Here is a 12,794-nt window from a genome sequence, read left to right on the forward strand (position 1 = left end):
ATCAGTAATCAGTCCGTGACGAAGAGCGCATCATAGTCGAAGCCTTTTAATGGCGCGATTTTCATACAATCAACGAGACTGATTAAAACGAAACAGCGGTAACAGGTAATGCCGGGACTGCGCAATGATAGCCTGCAACGTTTCAGATTCCAGCTGACGCCAAAGACGTTGATACCAGATATCTTCGCCTTCGCCGCTCACCATCATGTTGCCTTCATAAGCCTGTAAAAACTTTGTCCTGGCCTTCTGTAAGGTATCATCGTCGTCTAACATGACATCATTTTCAGCGTCATAACAGGCTTTTATCCATGCGCCGCCGCTTTCCGGCAGTACCAATAGCGGAGAAGACATGCCTTCCCGGTAGCCTTCAATCAGTTGCGCCAGGTAAGCCATTGCCTGCGTTTTATCAAGAGGCGGAAATCGCCATTCTCCCTCTTTGCGCAAAAACAGGCGACTTTCGCCACTACCGCCGCTGGCACAATAGACAAGGTGTTCCAGCCAAAGTTGCACACCTTGCGCAACGCTGATTAAAGCGGGACGCCAGCGCAATAATCCATCCTCCTGTACCTGCGGTAGCCAGCCGGTTAGCTGAACGCCATTGCAAAGCAGATCCACTTCCAGGCTTTGGCTCGGCTTACGGCAGGCGATGACCCGGCTTGCCAGTTGCTGCATCTCCTGACATTGCGCATCCCAGAATATTGCGCCAAACGCGCCGTAAGGCAGCTCTCCCGCTGCCCGGAAACGGCGGAACAAGCGTTCGACGTCGTCCTCTTCAACCAGCGTATTGAGCAACTGTTGGTTAAGTTGATATCGCGTCAACCCCTCTAATTCAAACGGTTCCGCATCAGGAATCTCACTCTCTTCCGAGCGGAAATTAACCTGAAGCCGCATCTGAAAAAATGCGCGTACCGGATGGGCCCAAAAACGCTGCAGACTTTCCAGAGTCAATGTTTCCGGCATCGTAAAAGGAAGCGGCTGCACAAAGTCAGAATGCGCTTTTCCCGACTGACTCGCCGCAGGCAACCACTCTCTGGCATAACTTTGCTGTTCGCCGGGTTGGTAATTTTGCGCATCAAAAGGCATACGGGTATGCAGACGCGTAATATGCGCTTTGACTCGTGCTTCGCTCTCATCACAGGTCAGCATTTCGTCGCCAGGCAAATAGTGGCTTTGCCCGATGTAATCCACCAATTCTTGCACCAGTACAGAGGGAAAGCGTTCGCTATTATCCTGGATGGAGCGACCGATGTAGCTGATATACAGCGTCTGCTGCGCCGAGATTAACGCTTCCAGAAACAGATAGCGGTCATCGTCGCGACGGCTTCGATCCCCGCGCATGGGTTTTTGGCTCATCAGGTCAAAGCCCAACGGCGCAAGCTTGCGCGGGTATACGCCGTCGTTCATTCCCAGCAGGCAAACGACTCTGAACGGAATGGAACGCATCGGCATCAGCGTACAAATATTGATGGGGCCCGCCAGGAAGCGCTGGCTAATACGTTCCTGATCCAGACGCTGCGCCAGTTCATCCCGCAGTAGCGAAATCGGTACCGCGTCGCCATATTCCGCCGCGACGCCTTCGGCGATAATGGCCTGCCACTGCTGTTCAATCAATGTCATTGCCGCTTCCGTGTCCGCATCGGGCAGGAAGAAATCATTGAGCATGTCGCGACAAACGGGCAACCACTCTTCCAGCGGTCGCTCCTGCGCCAGACCGCGCCGCCAGATATTAAGCTGCATCAGCAGCGAAGCCAGATGCCCGACCAGCTCAGCAATCAGACCGCTGGATTCGTCATAAGGCAGAACCGACTGCCACTCACCCTGGGCGCTTTCCATCGCATACCCCAGCAGCATACGCGTCAGGCCAAATTGCCACGTATGCTGCCCCGTGGCAGGAAGTTCCAGCTCGCGCACGTTGTCATCGTCAATTCCCCAGCGAATGCCTGACTCATTGACCCACAAGCGCAGATAACGCAGCCCTTCTTCGTTGATCGTAAAGCGGGCAGCCAATACCGGTACGTCTAACAACGCCAGAACATCCTCGGAGACAAAGCGGCTGTCCGGTAACGAAAGTAGGCTGATAAATGCCTGTAACACCGGATGTGACTGACGCGCCCGCCGATCGGAAATGGCATAAGGCAGATAGCGCTCCGTTGGCGCGCTACCAAATACCGCCTGGATAAACGGGCTATAGCTGTCAATATCAGCCACCATAACGATAATGTCGCGCGGCGTTAGCGTCGGATCGGCTTCCAGCATCGCCAGCAGGCGATCGTGCAGTATCTCCACCTCGCGCTGCGGGCTGTGACAAACGTGAAAAGAGAGGCTGTTATCCTCGGGATCGAGCAGACGCTTATTGTCGCTGCGCGAATACTCCTCAAGGTTTACGCCCGCCACCGCATGGCTTTCCAGTTCAAGAATATCCGCCTGAATCCGATGCAAAAGATTATCTGGCGTAATATCAACAAACGCATCCAGCTCCTGGCTGTTTTCCAGTTCAGATAGCAGGTAGATATAATCCCGCCCCAGTTTTCCCCATGAGGCCAGTAGCGGATTACCGATATCCTGTTCACCGTCGCTGTTAAATAAGGCTTCCGGATTCTGGTTTTCACGGAACAACGGTAAATGACGGTCTTCAAAACTGTGACGACGCTGGCGAGCCATGAGTTTTGCCAGCCAGGCTGGGTCTTTAATGTCCCCCCAGTAATACCGACACGGATTAGTAAAAAGGAGATGGATTTCAATATGTTTGCCCAGCGCCTGCAACGCTCTGAGATACACTGGCGGTAACGCGGAAATGCCGCAAATAAAAACGCGGGACGGCAACCCTGGCGGGCAGGCGGTCGCGCTTTCCAGCGTTTGAATAAAGCGTTGGTAGAGATTGGCGCGATGCCAGCGTGGCTGCCCCAGCGTGGCGGTATATTCCACCAATGCTTTCCACAGCGGCGCCTGCCAGTTTTGCGCCTCCCCCAGACCTTCCACGCTTTTTCCTACTTCCCACTGCGTAAGCCAGTCAGGCCGATAAACCAGATACTGATCGAACAGGTCGGCAGCGCGCGCGGAAAGCTGAAAGAGTTTGCGTTTATCGGTGTCGTCGGTCAGATAATGGCGCAGCAGTACAAACTCATCCTTATCCAGCAACTGTGGCAGCAAGGTCATCAGTTTCCAGCTCATGCTTTGTTTGCTGAAAGCGCTTTCTTTGGGGATATCCGGCAACACGCGGACAAACATCTCCCAGATAAAACTCGCCGGTAACGGAAAAGCGATATTCGCCGCAATACCAAACTTTTGTGAAAGGGTCATCTGCAGCCACTGCGCCATACCCGTGCTTTGAACCAGAATCATTTCTGGTTCAAAGGGATCATCCAGCCGCTCGCGTTCGACGATGAACTCCATCAACGCTTCCAGCACATCCAGACGATTGGAGTGGTAGACCCTTAACATAATTACTCCTGACGATTAACGATTTGGACAATGCAAGCGCGTCATCTGCCCCTGCCTGCCAGAGGGTGAAACCATCGTGACGCTGATGCTGACACATCCCGATTGCATTGTCTGCATCCGGTTGGCCTTCCAGCCGTCAGCAGGCGAAAATGGATACAGCGCCGTTTGCTGCCACGCCTGCCGCCAGATCTGGAGATACTGGTGTCGTAATGCAAAACTGTGCATTAATACCCGCTGATAGCCTGACAGCGCGGTGATGATCATTACTATTAGAACCATCGCCACTAAAACTTCCGGGAGGCTAAACCCGCGTTGTAAATTCAGGGGATGCGGCATAACGCCACCTCTTTTAACGGACAAAAATCGCTCCAGCCGTGGGGAGAAAAGACAATGCTTCCCTGAATGACGTTGCCCAAACGCCATAACGTCATGCCGTCATCTTGCGCCGCCATCACCACCTCATCCCCCGATAATCTCCGCAAACAGACTCTTGCTCCTGAAGAGGAATAGCGCCGACATTCCATTTCGGTTACGCCTGACCATAGCTGCCCCCGCCCCCATTCCAGCGCCGACTGTACGAGCGCCTGGCGTTGTATCGCCAGGCTCTGCGTCGTCACGCGGGCGGCATAGCTGGCCTGCTGCTGATTTACGCCTTGCAGTAGCAGACTACCCAGAATCAGTATTAAAAGCGCCAGTATTAGCGAAGAAGCGCCACGTTCCCGATTCACAGATTAAATCCCGTTACGCTGTATTGCGCGTCAATAACCGTCTGAGGCTCGGCTTTGCTGGCGCCGCGCAGATGCAGCATGAGCACTGGCGAGAATCCCGTTATATCCCGGCGCTCAACGGTAAACGCCGTGATGAGTACCGTATTGGGATCGGTCATTTTTTCCCATCCCTTCCCCTGGCAAGATGTTGCTCCGCGTAATGTTTCCAGAACGTTATCCTTCATACGAAACCCGGTCTGGTCGGCCTCTTTCGCCGGTATGGTATCCCAGACACCGTTATTATTCCCGTCCCACTGAACGATGACGCATTGCCCCTGTTCGGCAAGATGTAACCCTTCGCCAGTACAGTGGCCATGGCAGTAACCCGCACGCTGAAGATGCTTCGCTACGGTATAGGTTCGCTGCCAGATTTCATCTTCCAGCGATAACTGTCGCGTGTTGTGCCAGATCTCACGCTGTAGCGCCGGTAAAAATCGTGCGGACCCAAGCAGTAAAATGGAACCTATCGCCATCGCCAGCACAACCTCCAGTAGCGAGAACCCCCGCGTGGTTATTGACACGTAGCGGCCTCGTTACGCTCGCATAGCCTGATTCGCCCCCAGGAAGAGACGACCAGACGCCACTCTCCGGCAGCGTTTTTCAGTACGATGTGCCCTGCCCATGCCGTATTGCGCAGGCCAAAGAAGGCTAACGACGGCGTGATATCGGCAAGGACGACATCATGCCAGTCGGGCGTAAACACAAAGGGGGAAGATGGCGTACACGATGTTTGCGTAGCAACAGAGCTGACAAAGCACCATGAACCGCCTTCGCTGACCACGCGAAGAATGTGATCGCGGTTATGCCAGTGAGCGTCCTCACGAAGTTGCAGCAGGTAATCCCGCACCTGACATGCGGTTTGCCACAGGCGCTGTTGCTGCTGCCAGCGTTGCCAGCCATAAAGTCCTGTGGCGCTGAGAATGATAATGAGCGACATCGCGACCACCGTTTCAATGAGCGTATAGCCCTGTTGTTTTTTCATGTCGGCAGTATGGCGGGCGGAAGAAAAATAACGAGCGCCAAATACAGATTGTTCGGCGCGTTACGGAAAAAAGTTCATTTCTTGCAGCGCGTTGCAAAATTTCAGGAATCCGCGCCGAAGATTGAGACGAAGGGTAAAAAAAACCGACGCGCGATGGCGTCGGTTATGGCAGGATCGTCAGCGCTTAGATAGCGACCGGCGCTTTAATACCGGGGTGCGGATCATAGCCTTCAATTTCGAAATCATCGAACCGGTAGTCAAAAAGCGAATCGGGTTTACGCTTAATGACCAACTTCGGCAGCGCGCGCGGTTCACGGCTTAATTGCAGGTGCGTCTGCTCCATATGGTTGCTGTACAGGTGCGTGTCGCCGCCGGTCCAGACAAAATCGCCGACGTCCAGGTCGCACTGTTGCGCCATCATATGCACCAGTAACGCGTAGCTGGCAATGTTGAACGGCAGACCGAGGAACACATCGCAGGAGCGCTGATAAAGCTGACAGGAGAGTTTTCCATCTGCGACATAAAACTGGAAAAAGGCGTGACACGGCGCCAGCGCCATCTTATCCAGCTCGCCGACGTTCCACGCAGAAACGATAATACGACGAGAGTCCGGGTCGTTTTTAAGCTGGCTTAAAACCGTGGCGATCTGATCGATATGGCGGCCATCCGGTGTTGGCCATGCCCGCCACTGCTTACCATAAACCGGGCCTAAATCGCCGTTCTCATCGGCCCATTCGTCCCAGATGGTGACATTATTTTCGTGCAGGTAAGCGATGTTGGTATCGCCCTGCAAAAACCATAGCAGTTCGTGAATAATTGAACGTAAATGGCAGCGTTTTGTCGTCACCAGCGGAAAGCCTTCCTGCAGGTTAAAACGCATCTGATGGCCAAAAATGGAAAGCGTGCCGGTGCCGGTACGGTCGTTTTTCTGTGTGCCTTCATCCAGCACTTTTTGCATCAGTTCTAAATACTGTTTCATGGTTCCTCAGGAAACGTGTTGCTGCGGGCGGCGGCGATATGCCCAAACCATCATGATCGCGCCAGCGATAATCATCGGGATAGAGAGAATCTGCCCCATGCTGATGTACTGTACCCACGCGCCGGTAAATTGCGCGTCCGGCTGGCGGAAGAATTCAACAATGATACGAAACGCGCCATAGCCAATCAGGAATAATCCGGAGACTGCGCCCATCGGACGCGGTTTACGAATAAAGAGATTAAGAATGATAAACAGCACCACGCCTTCTAATGCCAGCTCATACAACTGGGAAGGGTGGCGCGGCAATACGCCGTAGGTATCAAAAATAGGCTGCCATTGCGGATGTGACGGCAGCAGCGCAATATCTTCCGCGCGTGAGCCAGGAAAGAGCATGGCAAACCGGAAGTTAGGATCGACTCGCCCCCACAATTCACCGTTGATAAAGTTGCCCAGACGCCCGGCGCCCAGGCCGAACGGAATTAACGGTGCAATAAAATCAGACACCTGAAAGAACGAGCGCTTCGTGCGCCTGGCGAAGATAATCATCACCAGTATCACGCCGATAAGCCCGCCGTGGAAGGACATGCCGCCGTCCCAGACGCGGAATAAATAGAGCGGGTTATCCAGAAACAGAGGGAAGTTATAAAACAGGACATAGCCAATTCGCCCCCCCAGGAAGACCCCCAGGAAACCTGCATAGAGTAAATTTTCAACTTCGTTTTTGGTCCAACCGCTTCCCGGACGGTTAGCGCGACGCACCGCCAACCACATCGCGAAAACGAATCCCACCAGATACATCAAGCCATACCAGTGAAGCGCGACGGGCCCAATTGAGAAAATGACCGGATCAAAGTCCGGAAAATGCAGATAGCTACTGGTCATCTGTCACCACAATTTCTTGTTATTTCGCTGAAGAGATAGCGATTGATAAGCGCGCCTGCGCGTTGCAGACGCTCCAAAGGTGCGAATAATAGCACAAGGGTTAAAAGCGAGATGCCGATTACCGTTAAAAGATATGTATACGCATTGTCTTTCATCTTGCAGGCGTGTTGTCTGCGCCGTGAATCCACAGTCACTCTCTTTTCCCGCTCCAGTCGTTACAACCCTCCTCGAATCAATCCCCCCATCCCGCGGCGCTCCATAAACGCCGCCACCTGATGACGCACTTCGGTCGCCATCTGCGCCTCAAGGCTGCGTCTGGCAAGGGTTTGCGCGTCTTCAAAATCGATATGCCGCAGCAGATATTTCACACGCGCTACCGAACGGCCATTCATCGAAAGATGGCGATATCCCAGACCGATAAGAATCGCCACGCACATCGGATCGCCCGCCATCTCGCCGCACAAACGAAGATCGAGGCCATTTTTTTCGGCTTCCTGCGCAATCATGCTCAGTGCGCGCAGCATAGCCGGATGCAGACTGTCGTAAATACTGGCCACGCGAGTATTGTTGCGATCTACCGCCAGGATATATTGCGTTAAATCGTTTGTACCGACCGAGATAAAGTCGATCCGGTTAGCCAGATGCGGCAGCATAAATACCATGGACGGCACTTCCAGCATAATGCCGATACGCGGTTTCGGGATCGCATAGCCGATCATCTCCTCGACCTCGCGCCCGGCGCGTTCGATCAGACGCCGCGCTTCATCGACTTCATCAATACTGGTGACCATCGGCAACAAAATGCTGAGGTTGCCAGTCGCCGCATTGGCGCGCAGCATCGCGCGGACCTGGATCAAAAAGATCTCCGGCTGATCCAGCGTAATGCGGATCCCGCGCCAGCCCAGGCACGGGTTCTCCTCGCTGATCGGCATATAGGGCAGTTGTTTATCCGCTCCCACATCCAGGGTCCGCAGCGTCACCGGTTTATCGTTAAACATTTGCAGCATCCCTTGATACTGCGCCACCTGCTCTTCTTCCGAGGGAAACCCGCTTTGCAGCATAAAGGGAATTTCAGTACGGTACAGGCCGATACCGTCGATCCGACTGCCTAACTTTTCCTCATGCTCGGGGCTGAGCCCGGCATTCAGCATCACTTTGACTCGCTCGCCGCTTTTCAGTTGGGCGGGAAGATTGACGTCGTCCTCCGCCAGACGACTGAGTTCTATCTCTTCACTAATGAGCCGCTGATATTCCTGAATAAGCACGGGTTCAGGATCGACCAGTAATTCACCGCGATAGCCATCCACCACCAACGTACGGCGATGTAGCACCGAAGGCTGGATATCCGCGCCCATGACGGTCGGGATACCGAGCGCGCGCACCATAATCGCCGCATGCGAGTTTGCCGCGCCGTCGCGCACTACAACGCCCGCCAGCCTGTCCTGCGGCAGCTCCGCCAGGGTGGTCGCCGACAGCTCATCCGCGACCAGAATAAAACGTTCCGGCCAGGCGTTTGGCCCCTGAACTGAATCATCAAGGTGGAATAACAGCCGCTGCCCCAGCGTGCGTAAGTCTCCCGCACGTTCTTTGAGGTAGTTATCGGTTAGCGCCGCAAATTGCTCGGCAAATTTTTCGATGATTTTTTTAACGGCCCACTCCGCAACAGCGCCTTTGTCGACCTCGGCGAAGAGTTCGCGACGCAGTCTGGCATCTGAAAGCAGGTGTGAGTACAGATCGAAAATGGCCGCCGTCTCTTTTTGCGCGCCGGCGGCAAAGCGTTTGCTGTATCGTCGGAATTCGTTCGCCGCCTCTTCCAGCGCGCCGGTCAGTCGTTCGCGTTCAAGAGAGGTATCCAGCGTAGACGCTTCGTAAACCTGTTCCATCAGCGGCATGGTCGCGTCTTGCCAGCCCGTTGCGATAGCCACGCCCGGCGCCGCAGGAAGCGCGCGGATTCGCGTCTGCCGGTATTGCCCGAACAGCGCTGTGACCTGCGACTGTGACAGGATAGCCGCCATCTGCGTAGCGAGCGTGACGAGGAAAGACTCTTCGCTTTCATCGTACTGGCGCAATTCGCGCTGCTGTACGACCAGCACGCCGAGAAGTTGGCGACGCTGAATGATCGGCACGCCGAGAAACGCGCGAAAACGCTCCTCTTTTACCGAAGGAATGTATTTAAAGCTGGGATGTTTTTGCGCATCGGCAAGGTTAATGGGTTCCGCCAGCCTGCCCACCAGACCGACGATCCCCTCATCAAACGCAAGCGCAACGGTTCGACCACGCGGTTTTTTCAACCCCCGCGTCGCCATCAGGTAATAACAGCGTCGGTCATGATCGGCCAGGTAAACCGAGCAAACCTCTGTATCCATCGCAAGACAGATATCCGTGACCAGAATATTCAGCGCCTCGTTCAGACGCGGCGCACTGGCCACTTTTTCGACTATTTCGCGCAGGCGAGTGAGCATAATTTGCGTGGCTTAACCTCTTTTACGTCGATAAGCAGGCGCGCTTTGTAGCTTAGGGGGATTATCCTGAAGCGCCATGACAACACTTGCAAACTCTTTCATTACCCTGCGGTAGACATCGCGTTTAAATGACACCACTTGTCGAACCGGATACCAGTAACTTACCCAGCGCCAGCCGTCAAACTCCGGCGTACTGCTGGTTTGCATATTGATTTCGGCGTCGGCGCTCATTAACTGCAAAAGAAACCACTTTTGTTTCTGGCCGATACATACCGGCTTTGTGTCCCAACGCACCAAACGTTTTGGTAACTTGTAACGCAACCAGTTGCGAGTAGAAGCAAGGATCCGCACATCTTTACGGCTTAACCCAACTTCTTCAAACAGTTCCCGGTACATCGCCTGTTCTGCCGACTCCCCTGGATTTATCCCGCCCTGCGGGAACTGCCAGGAGTGCTGACCAAATCGCCGGGCCCACATCACCTGCCCCTGACGATTACAAATTACGATACCTACATTTGGGCGGTAGCCATCGTCATCAATCACCGGACTACCTCAACATAAACCTTATATATGAACGATTGTTTCATACTCCAGTGAGGCGGTAAACCACTCTGTAATAGTGACACAGCCTAATAACAATTGAATAACTCACAGTAAATAGCCGAGTTATAAACAGATGATGACCCCCTTGCGCCATTTTATTCACCTTTTCTGTGGATATAGTTGTGAAGAAGTATGGAATTACCACGGGAAAACCCAGAACAGTCTGAATTCCTCATGCTGAAAACAGTAAAAATAGTGCCTTATATTCATTGTGTTATAGACAAATCTTACATGCCGCCTTCATAAAGCGTGACCAGTATCACATCTAAGATCCTTATGCTGATGAAAGATCAACCAGCGTCGGTTTTATCCACAGATTGTGCCAATAACTTACGCACTATTTGTCTGAATTTTCGATTTTCGTCGCACGTCAAGGCTGTAAATGGAAACAGTAGTGGTGGTTTTACACAGTTATCCCAACTTTCTGTGGATAACATAGTGTAAGATCCTGTTTATTGTCAGTGACCAGAATTGGAAAACCCGCTTCAGCGTTGCGCAACACGAAGAAACAACACAAAAAAGGCAATAAAAATCAGTCTATTGAATATAAGACACAGAAAAAGATAAACTCTGCCCATACGGTATAAAATCACTGCTCACTTTTTGACCTAAGGTAATTGTCATGTCCGCTCTTTGTCCGCTACTGACTCCGCCTGCTTCGGAAGCATTGCTGTTAGCCCAGGCGCGGCAGCTTTCCGGCTATACGTTAGGCGAGCTGGCGGCGATGGCCGGCATTACCACGCCTAAAGATTTGAAGCGAGACAAAGGCTGGATCGGCGTCTTGCTGGAGATCTGGCTCGGCGCCAGCGCCGGGAGCAAGCCGGAGCAGGATTTCGCCGCGTTAGGCGTAGAACTGAAAACCATCCCGGTGGATAGTCTGGGTCGTCCTCTGGAAACAACCTTTGTTTGCGTGGCGCCGTTAACCGGTAACAGCGGCGTGACCTGGGAGACAAGTCACGTACGGCATAAATTGAAGCGCGTGCTATGGGTACCGGTCGAAGGCGATCGCAGCATACCGTTAGCCGAACGCCGCGTAGGTTCGCCGCTACTCTGGAGTCCGAGTGAAGAAGAGGACAGGCAGCTACGCCTCGACTGGGAAGAGCTGATGGACATGATAGTGCTGGGCCAGGTGGAACGCATTACCGCCCGTCATGGCGAAGTCTTGCAACTGCGACCCAAAGCCGCCAATGCCAGGGCGCTCACCGAGGCTATCGGCGCGCGCGGGGAACCTATTTTGACGCTACCGCGTGGATTTTATCTGAAAAAAAATTTTACGCAGGCGCTGCTGGCTCGCCATTTTTTATTGCAGAATCCGTAACGTCCATTACACGCAAATGCGCCTCCGCTATGGCTACGCATCGGGCCGATGCCGGATAAACGTAAGCGTATTGTCGCCGCTATTTTACACCGTTCCTGGTTGCGCAAATTCAGCCTGGGCTTTCGCCCGTCACTCGACGGGCCTATAATTACCGCTTCTTTTTTTGGCAGGACTTTGTTCGATGTTATTTGCATGGATAACCGATCCTAATGCCTGGCTGGCGCTCGGTACGCTGACGCTGCTGGAGATTGTACTTGGGATCGACAACATTATTTTTCTTTCTCTGGTGGTAGCAAAACTTCCTACGGCGCAACGAAACCACGCACGGCGGCTTGGGTTGGCGGCGGCGATGGTTATGCGCCTGGCGCTGCTGGCGTCAATCGCCTGGGTCACTCGTCTGACTAATCCGCTGTTTGAGCTTTTCGGCGAAGCGATTTCCGCTCGCGATCTCATTCTGTTACTGGGCGGGTTATTTTTAATCTGGAAAGCCAGCAAGGAGATCCATGAGTCCATCGAAGGCGAAGAAGAAGGGTTAAAAACCCGGGTTTCTTCTTTCCTGGGCGCAATAGTGCAGATTATGCTGCTGGATATTATTTTCAGCCTTGATTCAGTTATCACAGCGGTTGGCCTCTCCGATCATCTGTTTATTATGATGGCGGCAGTCGTTATTGCCGTAGGCGTCATGATGTTTGCGGCACGGCCCATCGGCGAGTTTGTCGATCGCCATCCGTCGGTAAAAATGCTGGCGCTCTCCTTTCTGATCCTGGTTGGCTTTACCCTGATTCTGGAAAGTTTCGACGTTCACGTTCCGAAAGGGTATATCTATTTCGCCATGTTCTTCTCTATCGCAGTAGAGAGCCTGAACCTGTTGCGTAATAAAAAGAATCCACTGTAATCCTGTCTCGCTCCCCCGCCGGGGGAGCGAATACTCACTTTATTTCCTTTCTTCTCACAGATTAAGATTTTGCTGCTTCCGACATGCAGAGCTGCGCGTTATTACTAGACTATTATCAGACATATGATTAACAGACTATTATCAGATGCAGGCTACGTGAGGACAAACGGATGAAAAAGTGGGCAGTTGTAATTTCCGCAGTAGGGTTGGCTTTTGCGGTATCCGGATGCAGCAGCGATTATGTAATGGCGACGAAAGATGGTCGTATGATCCTGACCGATGGAAAACCGCAAGTTGACGATGATACCGGTCTGGTCAGCTATACCGATGCACAGGGAAACGAGATGCAAATCAACCGTGACGAAGTGTCTCAAATTATCGAACGTTAAGCGGTGGCCTGTGATCGAGGTCAGCGTTCTGCAAGCCTTCAGGCTGCGTCCCGTAACGGTGCGTGGTGACCACGCC

The 12,794-nt window shown here is 53.1% G+C and carries 12 protein-coding genes; 3 read left to right on the forward strand and 9 right to left on the reverse strand.

What is annotated here, in order from left to right; all coding sequences use genetic code 11:
- Positions 1 to 69: 69 nt before the first annotated feature.
- The 9 genes from recC to rppH form a co-directional block, all read right to left on the reverse strand.
- On the reverse strand, positions 70 to 3,441 hold the full coding sequence (recC, locus tag J4645_RS11330; protein ID WP_071667799.1) for an exodeoxyribonuclease V subunit gamma: 3,372 nt from the start codon (positions 3,439 to 3,441) through the stop codon (positions 70 to 72).
- A gap of 15 nt (positions 3,442 to 3,456) precedes the next feature.
- On the reverse strand, positions 3,457 to 3,777 hold the full coding sequence (locus J4645_RS11335; protein ID WP_023207782.1) for a prepilin-type N-terminal cleavage/methylation domain-containing protein: 321 nt from the start codon (positions 3,775 to 3,777) through the stop codon (positions 3,457 to 3,459).
- Positions 3,762 to 4,169 (reverse strand): DUF2509 family protein, encoded by a 408-nt coding sequence (locus tag J4645_RS11340; RefSeq protein WP_001078532.1) that lies wholly within the window; start codon positions 4,167 to 4,169, stop codon positions 3,762 to 3,764. The genes J4645_RS11335 and J4645_RS11340 overlap by 16 nt, the downstream gene beginning before the upstream one ends.
- A complete protein-coding gene (locus J4645_RS11345) occupies positions 4,166 to 4,729 on the reverse strand; it encodes a prepilin peptidase-dependent protein (RefSeq protein WP_000029156.1) in 564 nt (187 codons plus the stop codon). Before J4645_RS11345 ends, J4645_RS11340 begins: the two co-directional genes overlap by 4 nt.
- Complete coding sequence (locus tag J4645_RS11350) at positions 4,720 to 5,190, reverse strand: prepilin peptidase-dependent protein (RefSeq protein ID WP_000744665.1); 471 nt, start codon at positions 5,188 to 5,190, stop codon at positions 4,720 to 4,722. The genes J4645_RS11345 and J4645_RS11350 overlap by 10 nt, the downstream gene beginning before the upstream one ends.
- A gap of 184 nt (positions 5,191 to 5,374) precedes the next feature.
- Positions 5,375 to 6,169, reverse strand: coding sequence for a thymidylate synthase (gene thyA, locus J4645_RS11355; protein WP_000816247.1), 795 nt, complete (start codon positions 6,167 to 6,169; stop codon positions 5,375 to 5,377).
- 6 nt (positions 6,170 to 6,175) lie between these two features.
- The gene (lgt, locus tag J4645_RS11360) at positions 6,176 to 7,051 is read right to left on the reverse strand and encodes a prolipoprotein diacylglyceryl transferase (protein WP_000204647.1); all 876 of its coding nucleotides are present in this window, start codon (positions 7,049 to 7,051) and stop codon (positions 6,176 to 6,178) included.
- Between the two features lie 215 nt (positions 7,052 to 7,266).
- Entirely contained in the window at positions 7,267 to 9,513 is a 2,247-nt protein-coding gene (ptsP, locus tag J4645_RS11365; RefSeq protein ID WP_000957888.1) for a phosphoenolpyruvate--protein phosphotransferase, read from the reverse strand.
- Positions 9,514 to 9,525: 12 nt separating this feature from the next.
- A complete protein-coding gene (gene rppH / locus J4645_RS11370; protein WP_000564481.1) occupies positions 9,526 to 10,056 on the reverse strand; it encodes an RNA pyrophosphohydrolase in 531 nt (176 codons plus the stop codon).
- 682 nt (positions 10,057 to 10,738) lie between these two features.
- Here rppH and mutH point away from each other — a divergent pair.
- The 3 genes from mutH (at position 10,739) to J4645_RS11385 (ending at position 12,718) form a co-directional block, all read left to right on the forward strand.
- Entirely contained in the window at positions 10,739 to 11,434 is a 696-nt protein-coding gene (gene mutH, locus J4645_RS11375; protein WP_001274930.1) for a DNA mismatch repair endonuclease MutH, read from the forward strand.
- A 181-nt stretch (positions 11,435 to 11,615) separates the two neighbouring features.
- The gene (locus tag J4645_RS11380; protein WP_000895635.1) at positions 11,616 to 12,329 is read left to right on the forward strand and encodes a TerC family protein; all 714 of its coding nucleotides are present in this window, start codon (positions 11,616 to 11,618) and stop codon (positions 12,327 to 12,329) included.
- A 170-nt stretch (positions 12,330 to 12,499) separates the two neighbouring features.
- Positions 12,500 to 12,718 carry a YgdI/YgdR family lipoprotein gene (locus tag J4645_RS11385; RefSeq protein WP_000758662.1) on the forward strand — a complete coding sequence of 73 codons (219 nt, stop codon included), beginning with the start codon at positions 12,500 to 12,502 and terminating at the stop codon, positions 12,716 to 12,718.
- The last annotated feature ends 76 nt before the right edge of the window (positions 12,719 to 12,794 follow it).

Origin of the sequence: Salmonella sp. 32082101201600294FB01SM01 (assembly GCF_017572865.1) — a bacterium.
Lineage (GTDB): Bacteria > Pseudomonadota > Gammaproteobacteria > Enterobacterales > Enterobacteriaceae > Salmonella > Salmonella enterica.